The organism is Bradyrhizobium sp. USDA 4473 (assembly GCF_054063335.1).
The window spans coordinates 7,476,717-7,493,500 of record NZ_JBSSGE010000001.1; the positions used below are offsets into that span (position 1 = coordinate 7,476,717).

Here is a 16,784-nt window from a genome sequence, read left to right on the forward strand (position 1 = left end):
CCGGCGGGCGGCCCGATGCAAGCCTTTATTGTAAGCCCTGATGTAAGTGCTGGAGAGTAGCGTATGGATTTGAGCCGCCTCGAAATCAACCGCCGCACGGCCCTGCTGACTTCGGCCGCGATCGCAGCCAACGTCATCAATCCGATGCGGGCCTTCGCGCAGGAGACCCCGCGCAAGGGCGGCGTGTTCAACGTCCATTACGGCGCCGAGCAGCGCCAGCTCAACCCGAGCATTCAGGCCTCGACCGGTGTCTACATCATCGGCGGCAAGATCCAGGAGAACCTGGTCGACCTCGATGCCAATGGCCAGCCGGTCGGCGTGCTCGCCGAGAGCTGGGAGGCGACGCCCGACGGCAAGACCGTCACCTTCAAGCTGCGCAAGGGCATCACCTGGCACGACGGCAAGCCGTTCACCTCGGAGGACGTCGCCTTCACCGCGATGAACATGTGGAAGAAGATCCTGAACTACGGATCGACGTTGCAACTGTTCCTGACCGCAGTCGACACGCCCGATCCGCAAACCGCGATCTTCCGCTACGAGCGGCCGATGCCGCTGAACCTCTTGCTGCGCGCCCTGCCCGACCTCGGCTACGTCTCGGCCAAGCATCTCTATGAGAGCGGCGACATCAGGCAGAACCCGACCAACCTGGCGCCGGTCGGCACCGGCCCGTTCAAATTCGTCAAATATGAGCGCGGGCAATACATCATCGCCGATCGCAATCCGGATTACTGGCGGCCGAACGCGCCCTATCTCGACCGCATCGTCTGGAAGGTGATCACCGACCGCGCCGCCGCGGCCGCCCAGATGGAGGCCGGCGAGATGCACTACAGCCCGTTCTCGGGGCTGACGATCTCGGACATGGCCCGGCTCGGCAAGGACAAGCGCTTCATCGTCTCGACCAAGGGCAATGAGGGCAACGCCCGCACCAACACCATCGAGTTCAACTTCCGCCGCAAGGAATTGTCCGACATCCGGGTCCGCCGCGCCATCGCGCACGCGATCAACGTGCCGTTCTTCATCGACAATTTCCTGGGTGATTTCGCCAAGCTCGGCACCGGCCCGATCCCCTCGACCTCGACCGACTTCTATCCCGGGCCGAACACGCCGCAATATCCTTACGACAAGGCCAAGGCGATCGCGCTGCTCGACGAGGCCGGCTTCAAGGCTAGTGGCGGCAACCGCTTCGCGCTGAAACTGCTGCCGGCGCCGTGGGGCGAGGACATCTCGCTGTGGTCGACCTTCATCCAGCAGTCGCTCGGCGAAGTCGGCATCCAGGTCGACATCGTGCGCAACGACGGCGGCGGCTTCCTCAAGCAGGTCTATGACGACCACGCCTTCGATCTCGCCACCGGCTGGCACCAGTATCGCAACGACCCCGCGGTCTCGACCACGGTGTGGTACCGCTCCGGCCAACCCAAGGGCGCGCCGTGGACCAACCAGTGGGGGTGGGAGGACAAGACCGTCGACAAGACCATCGACGATGCGGCCACCGAAGTCGATCCGGCCAAGCGCAAGGCGCTCTATGCCGATTTCGTCAAGGAGGTGAACACCGAGCTGCCGGTCTGGATGCCGATCGAGCAGATCTTCGTCACCGTGATCACCGCCAAGGCGCGTAACCACTCCAACACGCCGCGCTGGGGCTCGGCGAGCTGGCACGATCTTTGGCTGAGCGCATGAGGCTGCGCCTCCCTCTCCCCGTTCTTCACGGGGAGAGGGTTGGGGTGAGGGGCTATCTCCGCAATATCGGTCCATCGACAGACCTGTACCCCCTCACCCGGATCGCATCTTGCGATGCGATCCGACCTCTCCCCGCAAGCGGGGCGAGGTAAGAGAGGCCAGTGTCCACATCGTCTGAACACGCTATAGATAAATCATGCGTATCCTGAGCCTTGCGGGGCGGCGGCTTGCCGCCTCGATTCCGACCTTATTCCTGATCCTGATCGGCGTGTTCCTGCTGCTGCAGCTCGCGCCGGGCGACACCGTCGATGCGCTGATGGCGCAGATGGGCGGCGGCGATGCCGCGACCGCGCAGGAGCTGCGCAAATTCTACGGGCTCGACCTCTCGGTTCCGGCGCAGCTCGGCAATTATCTGTGGCACCTGGTGCGGCTCGACCTCGGCTTCTCCTCGATCTACGGCAAGCCGGTGGCGACCGTGATCCTGGAACGGCTGCCGCCGACCATCCTGCTGATGACGGCGTCGCTGTCGTTCGCGTTCTTCTTCGGCCTGGTATTCGGCGTGATCGCCGCGCGCGGCGTCAACCGCTGGCCGGATACGCTGATCTCGACCCTCGGCCTGATCTTCTACGCCACCCCCTCGTTCTGGTTCGGGCTGATGGCGATCGTGGTGTTCTCGGTCTATCTGCAATGGCTGCCGCCGGGTGGCTTCGAGGACATCGGCACCGTCCAGACCGGGATCTGGCGCGTGCTCGATATCGCCGCGCATCTGGTGCTGCCGACGCTGACGCTCGGGCTGATCTTCCTTGCGATCTATCTGCGGATCATGCGGGCCTCGATGCTGGAGGTGCTCAACCTCGACTTCGTCCGCACCGCCCGCGCCAAGGGGCTGGACGAAACCCATGTCATCACCCGCCATGTGCTGCGCAACGCGCTGCTGCCGATGGTGACGCTGATCGGATTGCAGGCCGGCACCATGCTCGGCGGTTCTGTGGTGGTGGAAAGCGTGTTCTCGCTGCCCGGCCTCGGCCGCCTTGCTTATGAATCTGTGGTGCAGCGCGACCTCAACACCCTGCTCGGCATCGTGTTCGTCTCGGCGCTGCTGGTCATAACAGTGAACTTCATCGTCGACCTGCTCTACGCGCGGCTCGATCCGCGCATCGCGGCGGAGGGCTGACGATGGACGCGGTGAAACGCTACTTCCGCAGCCCGGCCGCGGTGATCGGCTTGATCCTGCTGCTGCTCGTCATCGCGATGGCGGTCAGCGCCGGCTTCCTCTACCCGCGCGATCCGCTGGCGCTGGCGGGCCGGCCGCTGGTCTGGCCGTTCTCCAACCCGCGTTTCCTGCTCGGCACCGACAATTCCGGCCGCGACATCGCCGCGCAGATTTTCTATGGCGCGCGGATCTCGCTCCTGATCGGCGGCGTTGCCACCGTGATCGCGATCCTGATCGGCATTTTGGTCGGCGCCTTCGCCGGCTATTACGGCGGCTGGGTCGACAATGTGCTGATGCGGATCACCGAGGCGTTCCAGACGCTGCCGAACTTCGTGCTGCTGCTGGTCCTGGTCGCAGTGTTCGGTTCGACGCTGACCACGGTGACGATCGCGGTCGGCGTGGTGTCGTGGCCGGCGCCGGCGCGGCTGACCCGCGCCGAGTTCCTGTCGCTGCGCAGCCGCGAATTCGTCCAGGCCGGCAAGACGCTCGGCATGAAGGACGTCCAGCTCATCCTCGGCGAGATCCTGCCCAACGCGCTGCCGCCGGTGATCGTCTATGCCAGCGTGGTGATGGCGGTCGCGATCCTGTTGGAAAGCGCGCTCGCTTTCCTCAGGCTGTCCGATCCGAACGTCGCCTCCTGGGGCAATCTGATCGGGCTCGGCCGCGACGTGCTGCGGGTGCAATGGTACGTCTCGGCGATCCCCGGCATTGCGATCCTCGTCACCGTGCTGGCGGTGTCGCTGGTCGGCCAAGGCCTCAACGATGCGCTCAATCCGCGGCTGAAGAGCCGATGAGCGAGATCGTCCTTTCGCTCGATGGGCTGACGGTGCGCCTGCCCAAGGGCGCCGACCGGCCGCATGCGCTGTCCGATGTCTCATTATCTGTCGCATCGAACGAGATCCTTTGCGTGGTCGGCGAGTCCGGTTCCGGCAAATCGATGATGGCGAACGCCATCATGCGGCTGCTGCCGAACGAGGTGGCGATCGAACGGGGCCGGATGATGTTCGACGGCCGCGACCTCTGCGCCGCCGACCCGACCGCGATGCGCGAGGTGCGCGGTGCTGGCATTGCGATGATCTTCCAGGAGCCGATGACGGCGCTCAACCCGCTGCGCACCATCGGCGACCAGATCGGCGAGATGTTTGCGATCCACACCGGCCTGTCCAAGGCCGAGATCAATGCGCGGGTGCAGGCTTTGCTCGAGGACGTGCGCATTCCTGATCCCAAAGCGGCCGCAAAAGCCTATCCGCACGAGCTCTCCGGCGGCCAGCGCCAGCGCGCCATGATCGCGATGGCGCTGGCGCTGGATCCAAAACTCCTGATCGCGGACGAGCCGACCACCGCGCTCGACGTCACGACGCAGGCGCAGATCCTGAAGCTGATCCGCGATTTGCAGCAGCGCAAGAAGACGGCGGTGCTGTTCATCACCCATGATTTCGGCGTGGTCGCCGAGATCGCCGACCGCGTCGTGGTGATGCAGCACGGCGCAATCGTCGAGCAGGGCACCGCCGACGAGGTGTTGAACGATCCGCAGCATACTTACACCAGGCAGCTGATCGCAGCCGTGCCGCCGCTGAACGCGCCGCCGCCGCGCATCCTCTCCGGCAAGGACATCCTGGCCATCGATGGCGTTTCAAAAACCTACCGTACCGGGGGCTTCCTCGGCCGCGGCGCGCGGGTTACGGACGCCGTCAAGAACGTCTCGCTGCGGCTGCCGCGCGGCGCGACGCTCGGCATCGTCGGCGAGTCCGGTTCGGGCAAATCGACGCTCGCGCGCTGCATCGTGCGGCTGATCGACCCCGATACCGGGTCGATCGTGCTCAACGGCAAGGACTGGGCGAAGCTCAACCGCGACGAGATCAGGCGCGAGACCCGTCACATCCAGATGGTGTTCCAGGATCCGTTCGCCTCGCTCAACCCGCGGCGCAAGGCGGCCGAGCTGGTGGCGCAGGGCCCGATCGTGCATGGCACCGACCGCGCGACCGCGATCGCCGAGGCGCGACGGTTGTTCGAGCTGGTCGGGCTCGACCCGTCCGCCGGCGACCGCTACCCGCACGAATTCTCCGGCGGCCAGCGGCAGCGCATCGGGCTGGCGCGTGCGCTGGCGCTGAAGCCGGACGTGCTGGTCGCCGACGAACCGGTGTCGGCGCTCGACGTCTCGGTGCAGGCGCAGGTCTTGAAGCTGCTCGCCGGGCTGCGCCAGCAGCTCGGCCTCTCCATCATCTTCATCACCCACGATCTGCGGGTCGCGGCGCAAATCTGCGATCTCGTTGCAGTGATGAAGGACGGCGCCGTGGTCGAACAAGGGCTGACCGCCGAGGTATTCGGCAGGCCGCAGCATCCCTATACGCAGGCGCTGCTGTCGGCGATCCCCGGCGGCGACTTCACGCGCAAGCGCGATGCGTTGATCGCCTGATCGGGCCGCTCGACTTTTACCGCGACCGGCGCGAGGCGAGGAAGTACTCGGCCCAGCGCAGCAGCTCGAAGCGATCGCCTCCGGCCAGCTCCTGGGCGTCGCGCTGCCGATACAGCACCAGCATCCACGGCGCGAGCTTGCGCAACAAGCCATGCGCCATGTACTGCACCGGCTCGGTGAACGGCAGCGCCAGCTCGCTTTCCGGCACGCCCTGCACGGCCTTCGCCAGTTCGCGGCCGAGCGGGATCGTCAGCGCGACGGCGCGGCCGTTGCAGCCGGTCCAGCCATAGGCGTCCGGTCCGAGGCGATGCATGCGCGGCAGGAAATCCGCGGTCATGCCGACATAGCCGTTCCAGACATAGTCGAACGAGACGTCGCCGATCTGCGGCCACAAGCGCTGCAACCGCTCGGTCACCCGCGCCTTCAGCCGCCCGGTCTTGTCGCCGGGGCCGAGCACGGCGCCGCCGGTGACCAGACGATTGCGCGCGTCGTAGCGCGCGAAGTACAGCTCGCCATGGGTGTCGGACATCGCGTGCCGGCCGGGGATGACGGTCTTGCGGACATTGTCCGACAGCGGCTGCGTCGCCATCTGCCAGGACAGTACCGGCATCACCTCGGCCGCGATCTCGGGCACCAGCGATTTGGCGAACTCGCCGCTATAGGCATTGGTGGCGACCACAAGCGCGCGACCGGAGATCTCACCCTTTTCGGTCTTCACCACCCAGCGATCGCCGCGGCGCTCGAAAGCGAGCGCGGGCGAGCGGGCGTAGATCCGCGCGCCGAGGTTCAGCACAGTGCGCGCAAGGCCGCGTGCCAGCGCCAGCGGATTGATGTGACCGCCGGTCCTGTTCCAGAAGCCGCCGTACCACGCATCCGAGCCGAGCATGTCGCGGGTCTGGTCGCGCGACAGCAATTCGACCGGCGCGCCGAATTTCGACCATTGCTGCACCCGCCGTTCCGCGATCTTGATGCGGCCCGGCGAATGCACCGGCTGCACCCAGCCGGCCTGCTCCTGCTCGGCCTCGATATTGTAGCGCTTGACGACGTCGAACAGCATGGCCGCACTGTCGCGCAGCATCGCGACGAAGCGCTCGCCGGCTGCGCCGTGCCTCTTGATGATGTCGTCCGGATCAGGCCGCGACAGCGTCGGGATCACCTGGCCGTTGTTGCGGCCCGAGGCGCCCCAGCCCGGCTCGGCAGCCTCGACGATCGCGACGTCGACATTGGCCTCACGCAGGTGCAGCGCGGTCGACAGGCCCGTGAAGCCGCCGCCGATGATGACGACATCGGCCTGCTGCGCACCGGACAGTTCGGGACAATCGGGGCCAGGTGGCGTCGCTGCGGCCCAGAGCGAGTTGGGCCAGCGCACGGCATTGCTGCTCATCATCATCCTTTCTTGCGGGCGCCCGGTCATTCTGGTTAGCTTTAAAGCATGATCCGGAAAAGTGCGTAGCGGTTTTCCGAAAAAGATCATGCTCACGTGAAGCCTCCTATTCAAGCCGGGAAGACAACAAGTGGCACTCAAAAACGTCATCGGAATCGATCACGCCGTGGTCATGGTGAAGGACCTCGACAAGGCGGCCGAGAACTACAAGCGGCTCGGCTTCACCGTGTCGCCGCGCGGCACCCATAGCGCGCATATGGGATCGGGCAATTACACCATCATGTTCGACCCCGACTACATGGAATTGCTCGGCGTGCTGACGCCGACGGAACACAATGCGCCGGCGCGCGCCTTCCTGGAGAAGCGCGGCGAAGGCATCGAGCGCATCGCGTTCACCGCGGTGGATTCCGCCGAAGGTGCCGAGGAGATCCGCGCCCGCGGCTACACACCGATCGGGCCGACCGATTTCGAACGCCCGGTGACGCTGCCGAACGGTACGGTCTCCGCGGCGAAATTCCGCACCTTCCAGTGGCCGACCGCCGAAGCACCCGGCGGGGTCCGCATCTTCGCCTGCCAGCACAAGACCCGCGAGACGGTGTGGATTCCCGAACTGATGACGCACGCCAATGGGGCAAAACGCCTCAAGCAGGTGTTGATCGTCTCGCCCGATCCCGCAACGGACGCCGCGCATCTGTCGAAGATGATCGATATCGCTGTGAGGAACGATCCCGACGGCGCGGTTGCGGTACCCTCAGGCGGTGATCGCGCCGACTTCGTGTTCCTGACCAGGGATCAGCTCGGTAAACGTTATCCCGGCGTGTCGCTGGATGGCCTGTCCGATCGCGGCGGCGCCGGCCTCGTGATCGCGGCCGATCTCGCCGCGACCGAGAAGGCGCTGGGCGCGACCGGCGTGAAGAGCAGCAGCGGCATTACCGTGCCGCCGGCTGCAGCGAACGGCACCCTGCTCGCCTTCGTCCAGGCCTAGCTGCCACTTCCCGTCATCCCGCGCAAAGGCTTCGCCTTTGCGCGGGGATTACGGGCTTAGGAGGATGCGCGGCGCGACGTTATGCAGCGGCGCCGCGCTCGTGGGGGCTAGGCAGACGACGTTCACACGCTAGTATCTCTCCCAAACAAGAAGCAGTCCTGGGAGAGAAACATGTCGCATCACCTGATCTCGCGCCGGCAGATGCTGGCCGGCACCGCTGCCGCCGGCGCGGTTGGATTGACCGGATTTCCGGCCCGCGCCGAGGTCAACTGGAAGAAATATTCCGGCACCACGCTCGAAGTCAGTCTCGCCAAGGGACCGCGCGGCGACAATCTGCAAAAATACATCAAGGAATTCACCGAGCTCACCGGCATCAAGGTGGAATCGGAGCAGGTCCCCGAGCAGCAGCAGCGCCAGAAATGCGTGATCGAGCTGTCCTCGGGCAAGCCGAGCTTCGACGTCGTGCATCTCAGCTATCACGTGCAGAAGCGGCAATTCGAGAAGGCCGGCTGGCTCGCCGACCTGTCGGGCTATCTGAAGGATCCGAGCATGACGCTGCCGGACCTCGTCGAGAGCGATTTCTCCGCAGCCGGCCTGCAATACGCGCGCAACGACAAGGGCCAGATGCTATCGCTGCCGTGGTCGGTCGACTATTTCATCCTCTACTACAACAAGGAGCTGTTCCAGAAGAAGGGCGTCGAAGTCCCGAAGACGCTGGACGAAATGGCGGTCGCCGCCGAGAGGCTCACCGATCCCAAGGAAGGCATCTACGGTTTCGTCGGCCGCGGCCTGCGCAACGCCAACATGGCGATGTGGACCAATTTCTATCTGAACTATGGCGGCGAATTCCTCGACGCCAAGGGCAACATCCTGACCGACGGCCCCGAGGCGATTGAGGCGACCAAACTCTATCAGCGGCTGCTGACCAAATGCGCGCCGCCCGGCGTCGCCGGCTTCAACTGGATGGAGTCGATGGCTTCCTTCACGCAAGGCAGGTCGGCGATGTGGATCGACGCCGACGGCTGGGCCCCGCCGCTGGAGGACCCCGCCGCCTCGCGCGTCGTCGGCAAGGTCGGCTACACGCTGGTGCCCGCCGGTCCCAAGGGCAAGTTCTCCTCGACCTATGGCGACGGCGTCGGCATCGCCGCCGCCAGCAAGAACAAGGAAGCCGCCTATCTGCTTTGCCAATGGGTGGTCTCGCGCGGACAGGGCGCGCGCCTGCTGCAGGCCGGCGGCGGCGTGCCGTTCCGCAACTCCATCGTCGACGATGCCGAGGTCGCCAAGGGCGTGAAGACCAAGGAGTGGCTGCAGTCGGTGGTCGAGTCCGCCAAGATATCCAAGCTCGGCCTGCCGGTGATCATCCCGGTCGCCGAATTCCGCGACATTGTCGGTGCGGCGCTGACCGCGACGCTATCGGGCGCCGATCCCGCCACCGAGCTGAAGAAGGCGCACGAGCAATTCCGCCCCATCCTGGAGCGTAGCGAAAAAGCGTGAGCGTCGTGACACAAGTTTCGCCGGCCGCGGCTGATCAGGCCGCGCCGGCGCGTGAATGGCGTCCGCCGTCCTACTGGCCGTTCGTGATCCCGGCGCTCGTCGTGGTGCTGGCGGTGATCATCTTTCCTTGGGTGTTCACGATCTGGATGAGCCTGCAGGAGTGGAAGGTCGGCTCGCCCACCGTCTTCGTCGGGCTCGCCAACTATCTGCGGCTGCCGACCGATCCGCGGTTCGTCGAGGCGGTCGGGCACACGCTGTCCTACACCGCGCTGTCGGTGGTGCTGCCGCTGCTGTTCGGCACGCTGGCGGCGGTGGTGTTTCACCAGAAATTCGCCGCGCGCGGCTTTCTGCGCGGCATCTTCATCATGCCGATGATGGCAACGCCAGTGGCGATCGCGCTGGTGTGGACCATGATGTTCCACCCGCAGCTCGGCGTGCTGAACTATCTGCTGTCGCTGGTCGGGCTGCCGCCGCAGCTCTGGGTGTTCAACCCGACCACGGTGATCCCGTCGCTGGTGCTGGTCGAGACCTGGCAATGGACACCGCTGGTGATGCTGATCGTGCTCGGCGGCCTCGCCGCGATCCCGACCGAGCCCTATGAGAGCGCGCAGATCGACGGCGCCAATTTCTGGCAGGTGTTCCGCTTCATCACGCTGCCTTTGATCATGCCGTTCCTGTTCATCGCCGGCATGATCCGGATGATCGACGCGGTGAAAAGCTTCGACATCATCTTCGCGATCACCCAGGGCGGACCGGGCTCGGCGTCGGAGACCATCAACGTCTATCTCTACAGCGTCGCCTTCGTCTATTACGACCTCGGCTACGGCTCGGCGATCGCGGTGGTGTTCTTCCTGCTGATCGTGGCGCTGGCGGCGCTGCTGCTTTACTTGCGCAAGCGCCTGCTGTGGACGTCGCAGCTCGGGAGCGAGGCATGAACCCGCGTCAGATTCTCGGCCGGATCGGGCTGTGGCTGTCGGTGTTGGTGATCGTCTCGCCGGCGATCCTGTTCTTCCTCTGGATGGCCTCGCTGTCGCTGAAATTCGAGATCGACAACGCCTCCTACCCGCCGGTGTTCTTCCCGGAGCACATCGCCTGGAAGAACTATGCCGACGTGTTCGCCTCCAACCGCTTCCTGACCTATTTCAGCAACAGCCTGATCGTCACCGGCTGCGCCACCGGGCTTGCGATGCTGGTCGGCGTGCCCGCCGGCTACGGCATTGCGCGGATGGCCGCGCACAAATCGGCGATCGTGATCCTGATCGCGCGCATCACGCCCGGCCTGTCGTATCTGATCCCGCTATTCCTGCTGTTCCAGTGGCTCGGCCTGCTCGGCACGCTGGTGCCGCAGATCATCATCCACCTCGTGGTCACGGTGCCGATCGTGATCTGGATCATGATCGGCTATTTCGAGACCACGCCGCTTGAATTGGAGGAGGCCGCGCTGATCGACGGCGCGACGCGCTGGCAGGTGTTCCGCCATGTCGCGCTGCCGATCGCCAAACCCGGGCTCGCGGTCGCCTTCATCCTCGCGGTGATCTTCTCCTGGAACAATTTCGTGTTCGGCATCGTGCTGGCCGGGCGCGAGACGCGCACGCTGCCGGTCGCGGTCTACAACATGATCTCGTTCGACCAGCTGAGCTGGGGCCCGCTCGCCGCCGCAGCATTGATCGTGACCGCACCGGTGCTGCTGCTCACCGTGATGGCGCAGCGGCAGATCGTCGCCGGGCTGACGGCGGGCGCGGTCAAGGGCGGTTAGGGCGCGAGAAGCGGATAACAGAGGCGCGCTTGGTAGCAGGGGGGCCGTCGCAGCGGCGCCCTGCCAAAACATCGAAAACAACCCCATGCAAAGGCGCCGGCGACGTTCGGCCAGGGCACGCTCGACCAGCCGACTTGACACGTCGGGCAACTCAGGGGTATTTTTCCAAAATTCCGAAATCTCGCAAGCTAGCCAGCCAGTGCCTCCAGCACCGCGGCTGAATCGGTGACCCAGCCGAAAATGCCGCCCTGGGCCTTGATCATCTTCAGGCCCATCTCGTGGAATTCCGGGAAATAGGACGCGCAGCCGTCCGAGATCACGATGCAGCGATAGCCGCGGTCGTTCGCCTCGCGCACCGTGGTGTTGACGCAGACTTCGGTGGTGACGCCGCAGACCAGGAGATTTTCGATGCCGTATTTCCTGAGGATGTCACCGAGCTCGGTGGCGTAGAACGCGCCCTTCCCCGGCTTGTCGATCACGATCTCGCTCTCGAGCGGGTAGAGCTCGGGAATGATGTCGTGGCCGGCCTCGCCGCGGATCAGGATCCGTCCCATCGGCCCGGGATCGCCGATCCGAAGCGACGGCGCGCCGCGCTCGACCTTGGCGAGCGGCGCGTCGGAGAGATCGGGCAGATGACCCTCGCGGGTATGGACCACCAACAGCCCGGCATCGCGCGCCGCCGCAAGCACTGCTGCGATCGGCTGCACCGCGCGGGCGAGCCGGCTGACGTCATTGCCGAGCGTCTCGCCGAAGCCGCCCGGCTCCATGAAATCGCGCTGCATGTCGATGATGACGAGCGCGGTCTTGCTCCAGTCGAGTGTGATCGGCGCCGGCTCGGCCACGATGATCCCGCTTGAATTTGCCATGACGCACACCCCGAATGCGAGAAAGCCCTATCGTGATTAAGCAAACCGCGTGCCATTGCGCAATGATGTGGCGGTCGCCCGCAACTGCCCGAAATGCCCCGCATCTCAATTGCTTGAGACTCGCGCGCGGCCGTTCGCCCTGCCCGGTTCTCATCCGCTTGATTTGCGCATCGCTTGATCCTGCTGGCATGATCGTTGCTAGCTAAGAGCTGGCCGGGAGCCCGAACGAGCGGCGACGAATGTTCGCGAAATGACAACGCTTCAAACAAGCGGGAGGACAGGCATGAATGGACTTGGCGGCCTCAACAAATCGCCCAACGGCGTGGTGATCGGACTGGTGCAGCTGCAACTGCCCGTGGTCGCGACCAAGGCCGATCTGGCGCGGCAGACCGAGCGCATCGTCTGGATGGTCGGCAAGGCACGGCGCAATCTCGCCACCATGGACCTGGTCGTGTTTCCCGAGTATTCGCTGCACGGGCTTTCGATGGACACCAATCCGGAGATCATGTGCCGGCTCGACGGCCCCGAAGTCGCGGCCTTCAAACAGGCCTGCATCGACAACAGGATCTGGGGCTGTTTCTCCATCATGGAGTTCAACCCGCATGGCAATCCCTACAATTCAGGGCTGATCATCGACGATCACGGCGAGATCAAGCTGTACTACCGCAAATTCCATCCCTGGATTCCGGTCGAGCCGTGGGAGCCGGGCGACGTCGGGATTCCCGTGATCGACGGGCCGAACGGCGCGAAGATCGCGCTGATCATCTGCCACGACGGCATGTTCCCGGAAATGGCGCGCGAATGCGCCTACAAGGGCGCCGAGATCATGATCCGCACCGCGGGCTATACCGCGCCGATCCGCGACAGCTGGCGCTTCACCAACCAGGCCAACGCGTTCCAGAACCTGATGGTGACCGCCAATGTCTGCATGTGCGGCTCGGACGGCTCGTTCGACTCGATGGGCGAGGGCATGATCGTCAATTTCGACGGCAGCATCGTCGCGCACGGCACCACGGGACGGGCCGACGAGATCATCACCGCCGAGGTGCGGCCCGACCTCGTGCGCGAGGCGCGGATCAACTGGGGCGTCGAGAACAACATCTATCAGCTGTGGCACCGCGGCTATGTCGCGGTGAAAGGCGGCGCGATGGATTGCCCCTACACCTTCATGCAGGACATGGTGTCGGGCCGCTTCCGTCTGCCCTGGGAAGATCAGGTCAAGATCACCGACGGCACGTCCTGCGGCTTCCCCGCACCGACACGGATGTTCGGCAAGACCGCGAAGGCGGCCGAGTAGCCGCCGCAGCTGGCTACTTGAAGAAATGCACGAGGCCGATGCTCAAGGCCAGCAGCAGCAGCAGCGACAGCGTGACCGCGGCCGTCACCCGGCCACCGACGGTGGAGAGCACGCGCACGTCGACGCCGAGCCCGAGGGCGGCCATCGACACCACGGTGAGGATCGCGGCCGTCCTGGTCACCGGCGCGATCGCGATGTCGGGCACGAGCTGGAACGAGCGCAGCGCGGCCAGCACCAGGAAGCCGATGATGAACCAGGGCACCAGCTTGAACGGGCTGATCGCGGCTGCTTTCGCAGCCCCCTTACGCCGCCGCGCGACGAGCAGCGAGAGGCCGACCACGATCGGGCCGAGCATTAACACCCGCACCAGCTTCACCAGCGTGCCGATCTGGGTCGAGACGATGCCGGCCGGCACGGTCGCCGCCAGCACCTGCGGCACGGCATAGACCGTGAGCCCGGCGAGGATGCCGTATTGCGTCGCGGTCAGCTGCAGCAGCGGAATCAGGAGCGGCAGGCCGAGCACCATCAGCACGCCGAGAATGGCAGTGAACGAGATCGATGAGGCGATGTCGTCGCCATCGGCCTCGATCACCGGCGCCACCGCCGCGATCGCGGAATTGCCGCAGATCGAATTGCCGCAGGCGATCAGGATCGCGAGCTTTGTCTTCAGCCCGAGCAGCCGGCTCAGCCCATAGCTCACCGCCAGCATGATCACGACGGTCACCGCGATGGCGCCGATCAAGAGCCCGCCCGACGCCACGATCGCGGCAAAGCTGATGGAGGCGCCGAGCAGCATCACCGCGACCTCGAGCAACTGCTTGGCGCTGAAGGCGATGCCCGAGCGCCAGCGCTCCGACGGCTCCCAGAGGGTCCGCACCGCCATCCCGAGCAGGATCGCGACCACCAGCGCCTCGATATAGGGATGGTCGAAAAGGCGCTCCTCGGCGGCCTGGATGCCGAGCGAGATGATCGTGACCACCCCGCAGAGCAGGATGCCGGGGATGAGCCGGAAAATGCGCCGCAGCGCCCCCGGCCTCTCGCCCTGGTCTTGTTGTTGTTCCGGCACGAAATCCTCTTTTCGGAGAAGATTTTATGCGCCAGGGCGGGTCTCTTGGCTAATATCTTTTCGGACTGCCCCGATAGAGAGAAGTTATGTCCCTCAACCTGCACCTGCTCCGCCTGTTCGCGGCCGTGGCGAGAACCGGAAGTTTCTCCCGCGCAGCCGACCTCCTGCACATCAGCCAGCCGGCGATCTCCAAGGGAGTGCGGGATTTCGAGCTGCAGGTCGGCTGCCGGCTGCTCGACCGCACCCCGAAGGGCGTGCGCCCGACCCGCGAGGGCGCGGCGCTGGCCCGCCATGCCGAGACGCTGTTCGCGGCCGAGCGCGCCGCCGAGGACGAGTTGCAGGCGCTGCGCAACCTCGACAGCGGCTCGCTGCGGATCGGCGCCAGCACCACGATCGCGACCTACATGATCCCGCAATATCTCGGCGTGTTCCACCGCGCCTTTCCCGGCATCGACCTGCATGTCGTCAGCGCCAACACCTCTGATATCGCCGCGTTGATGCTGGGGCATGAGATCGAGATCGCGCTGGTCGAGGGGCCGGTCGAGGACGAGGCCCTGACCAGCGCAGCCTGGCGCACCGACGCGATGGTCTTGATCGCAGCGCCCGATCACCGCTACGCAAGCGCCACGGGACCAATCGATGTCCGCCACCTCAATGACGAGATCCTGATCGTGCGCGAGCCCGGCTCCGGCACCCGCGAGGTGGTCGCGCAGGCGCTCGCCGCCCACCGGGTCGAGCCGCAACGGACGCTCGAAATCGGCAGCACCGAGGCGATCAAGCAGGCGGTGGCGTCAGGCGTCGGCGTCGCCATCGTATCGGTCGCGACCATCGACGATCAGGTGAAGCTCGGAAAGCTGAAGGTGATCCCGATCAAGGGCGTCCATATCGAACGCACGCTATGGCAGCTCAAATCGCCCGGCCGGCTCGACGTGCCGGCGGCGGTCGCGTTCGAGGGGATCATTCGGGAGACGACGACTGCGAAGACGGCACCGCGGGTGCCGGAGGCTAGAGCGCGGCGAACAGACCCTGCGCCCAGGCAACGGCATGCTCGAAGCTGAACACGCCGGGCTCGAAATAGACGGCGCGGGCCAGCACGATGCCGACCACCAGCACCCAGAACACGCTGGTGCCCGCGGTCTTCAGCCATTTCGACACGCCCTCGCTCGCGGCCGACGAATCGACCGTGGGGACCGGCTCACCGAAGGGATCGAATGCGGATTGGCTCATCGTCGTGACCATCAGGGACTACCGTGACAATGTCGCGACGACGGGGGCGGAAGCAAGGGTCGTGGAATGCCTTTTGCGCCGGTACCTTGGAAGGACGTTTTCCGGGCCGGAGGCCGAGGAGGATTTCCTTCTCAGGCCCCTATCAATGATCGGTCCCGCGCTGCGGCGCCAACCTTGGCAGCGTGATCCGCACGCTGGTCCCCATCCGCGGGGCGCTGTCGAGATGGATCTCGCCGCCCAGCCGATTGGTGACGATGTTGTGCACGATGTGGAGGCCGAGCCCGATACGGCCGATGTCGCGGCGGGTGGTGAAGAACGGGTCGAAGGCCTGCCGCAGCACGTCGCGGTCCATCCCGCAGCCATCGTCGGCGAACAGGATCTCCACCCGGTCCACGCCTGACGCGCGCAGCCGGATCGTGATGGTGCCGCCCTTGCCGTCCGGAAAAGCATGCTCCACCGCATTGACGAACAGATTGGTCAGTGCCTGCCCCCAGGGACCGGGATAGCTGTTCATCGCCACACCCGACGGGCAATCGACCGCGAGTGCGAGGTTGTTCTTCGGCAGCACCGGACGCAGATTCGAAAGCACCTGCTCGGTCACCTCGCCGAGATCGAACGCGCTGCGGTCGAAATAGCTGCGATCGACGGCCACCTGCTTGAATGACTGCACCAGATCCGCGGCGCGCTTGAGGTTGCCGACCAATAGCGACGACGCGCTTTCGACGACCTCGATGAAATCGCTCAGGGTCGAGCGCTTCAGCTTGCCGCGCGCGGCTTCCGCAGCGAAGTCCGCGCATTTCTGCTCCAGCACCGAGGCGACCGTGAGGCTGGTGCCGACCGGGCTGTTAATCTCGTGCGCGACGCCGGCCACCAGCCGGCCGAGCGCCGCGAGCTTCTCCGCCTCGATCAGCGATGCCTGGGTCTCCTGCAAATGATGCAAGGCCTTCTCGGCCGCATCGCGCGCGGCACGGATCTCACGCTCGCTGCGCTTGCGATCGGTGATCTCTTCGGCCGCCACGTTGACGCCGACGATGTTGCCGTTCGCCCCGCGCTGCGGATGCCAGTGCGTGATCCAGCAGCGCTCGTCATTGTGGCCCGGGCGCTGGCCGTAAACCTCGACGCCGGTGACGGGTTCGCCGGTCTCCATGATCGAGCGAACGATGTCTTCGACCGCGGTGGCCAGCGCAGGCACGCAATCATGCACCGTGCGTCCGAGATGACCTTCGACCGAGATGCCGCAGATCTCGGTGAGGCGCTGATTGATCTGGAGGTAACGGCAATCGGGCGAGAGGTACGCAAGGCCGATCGGTGCAGTGTCATAGATCAGCTGCAGCGCCGGTTGCTTTGGGAACTGAACGTCCTGGACGACGGACGACCGCATGTCCTCCCCCTCCCCAATCGGG

At 65.4% G+C, this 16,784-nt stretch carries 15 protein-coding genes; 10 read left to right on the forward strand and 5 right to left on the reverse strand.

Annotated features, from left to right (window positions below; all coding sequences use genetic code 11):
* The first annotated feature begins 63 nt into the window (after positions 1-63).
* The 4 genes from ACVW17_RS35020 (at position 64) to ACVW17_RS35035 (ending at position 5,306) form a co-directional block, all read left to right on the forward strand.
* Positions 64-1,677, forward strand: coding sequence for an ABC transporter substrate-binding protein (locus ACVW17_RS35020; RefSeq protein ID WP_456798548.1), 1,614 nt, complete (start codon positions 64-66; stop codon positions 1,675-1,677).
* A 196-nt stretch (positions 1,678-1,873) separates the two neighbouring features.
* Complete coding sequence (locus ACVW17_RS35025; protein ID WP_456798549.1) at positions 1,874-2,851, forward strand: ABC transporter permease; 978 nt, start codon at positions 1,874-1,876, stop codon at positions 2,849-2,851.
* Between the two features lie 2 nt (positions 2,852-2,853).
* Complete coding sequence (locus tag ACVW17_RS35030) at positions 2,854-3,684, forward strand: ABC transporter permease (RefSeq protein WP_456756141.1); 831 nt, start codon at positions 2,854-2,856, stop codon at positions 3,682-3,684.
* Positions 3,681-5,306 (forward strand): ABC transporter ATP-binding protein, encoded by a 1,626-nt coding sequence (locus tag ACVW17_RS35035; protein ID WP_456798550.1) that lies wholly within the window; start codon positions 3,681-3,683, stop codon positions 5,304-5,306. The genes ACVW17_RS35030 and ACVW17_RS35035 overlap by 4 nt, the downstream gene beginning before the upstream one ends.
* A 16-nt stretch (positions 5,307-5,322) precedes the next feature.
* Here ACVW17_RS35035 and ACVW17_RS35040 read toward each other — a convergent pair whose 3' ends face one another.
* On the reverse strand, positions 5,323-6,690 hold the full coding sequence (locus ACVW17_RS35040; protein ID WP_456798551.1) for an NAD(P)/FAD-dependent oxidoreductase: 1,368 nt from the start codon (positions 6,688-6,690) through the stop codon (positions 5,323-5,325).
* A gap of 130 nt (positions 6,691-6,820) precedes the next feature.
* On the opposite strand from ACVW17_RS35040, the gene ACVW17_RS35045 reads away from it, so the two are divergent.
* The 4 genes from ACVW17_RS35045 to ACVW17_RS35060 all read left to right on the forward strand — a co-directional run bounded on the left by ACVW17_RS35045 (position 6,821) and on the right by ACVW17_RS35060 (position 10,925).
* Positions 6,821-7,675, forward strand: coding sequence for a VOC family protein (locus ACVW17_RS35045; RefSeq protein ID WP_456798552.1), 855 nt, complete (start codon positions 6,821-6,823; stop codon positions 7,673-7,675).
* A 171-nt stretch (positions 7,676-7,846) separates the two neighbouring features.
* A complete protein-coding gene (locus ACVW17_RS35050) occupies positions 7,847-9,169 on the forward strand; it encodes an ABC transporter substrate-binding protein (protein WP_456798553.1) in 1,323 nt (440 codons plus the stop codon).
* Positions 9,166-10,104 (forward strand): carbohydrate ABC transporter permease, encoded by a 939-nt coding sequence (locus ACVW17_RS35055; RefSeq protein ID WP_456798554.1) that lies wholly within the window; start codon positions 9,166-9,168, stop codon positions 10,102-10,104. The genes ACVW17_RS35050 and ACVW17_RS35055 overlap by 4 nt, the downstream gene beginning before the upstream one ends.
* Positions 10,101-10,925 carry a carbohydrate ABC transporter permease gene (locus tag ACVW17_RS35060; RefSeq protein ID WP_456798555.1) on the forward strand — a complete coding sequence of 275 codons (825 nt, stop codon included), beginning with the start codon at positions 10,101-10,103 and terminating at the stop codon, positions 10,923-10,925. Before ACVW17_RS35055 ends, ACVW17_RS35060 begins: the two co-directional genes overlap by 4 nt.
* 188 nt (positions 10,926-11,113) lie before the next feature.
* Here ACVW17_RS35060 and ACVW17_RS35065 read toward each other — a convergent pair whose 3' ends face one another.
* A complete protein-coding gene (locus ACVW17_RS35065) occupies positions 11,114-11,791 on the reverse strand; it encodes a cysteine hydrolase family protein (protein ID WP_456798556.1) in 678 nt (225 codons plus the stop codon).
* A 283-nt stretch (positions 11,792-12,074) separates the two neighbouring features.
* On the opposite strand from ACVW17_RS35065, the gene ACVW17_RS35070 reads away from it, so the two are divergent.
* A complete protein-coding gene (locus ACVW17_RS35070; RefSeq protein WP_456798557.1) occupies positions 12,075-13,088 on the forward strand; it encodes a formamidase in 1,014 nt (337 codons plus the stop codon).
* Positions 13,089-13,101: 13 nt separating this feature from the next.
* Here ACVW17_RS35070 and ACVW17_RS35075 read toward each other — a convergent pair whose 3' ends face one another.
* Positions 13,102-14,154, reverse strand: coding sequence for a YeiH family protein (locus tag ACVW17_RS35075; RefSeq protein WP_456798558.1), 1,053 nt, complete (start codon positions 14,152-14,154; stop codon positions 13,102-13,104).
* Positions 14,155-14,240: 86 nt separating this feature from the next.
* On the opposite strand from ACVW17_RS35075, the gene ACVW17_RS35080 reads away from it, so the two are divergent.
* A complete protein-coding gene (locus tag ACVW17_RS35080; RefSeq protein WP_456798559.1) occupies positions 14,241-15,212 on the forward strand; it encodes a LysR substrate-binding domain-containing protein in 972 nt (323 codons plus the stop codon).
* Here the strand turns inward: ACVW17_RS35080 and ACVW17_RS35085 are convergent.
* Both ACVW17_RS35085 and ACVW17_RS35090 read right to left on the reverse strand, forming a co-directional pair.
* Entirely contained in the window at positions 15,160-15,381 is a 222-nt protein-coding gene (locus tag ACVW17_RS35085; protein ID WP_456756152.1) for a hypothetical protein, read from the reverse strand. The two genes, ACVW17_RS35080 and ACVW17_RS35085, sit on opposite strands and share 53 nt — an antisense overlap.
* Positions 15,382-15,523: 142 nt before the next feature.
* Positions 15,524-16,762 carry an ATP-binding protein gene (locus ACVW17_RS35090; protein ID WP_456798560.1) on the reverse strand — a complete coding sequence of 413 codons (1,239 nt, stop codon included), beginning with the start codon at positions 16,760-16,762 and terminating at the stop codon, positions 15,524-15,526.
* Positions 16,763-16,784: the final 22 nt, after the last annotated feature.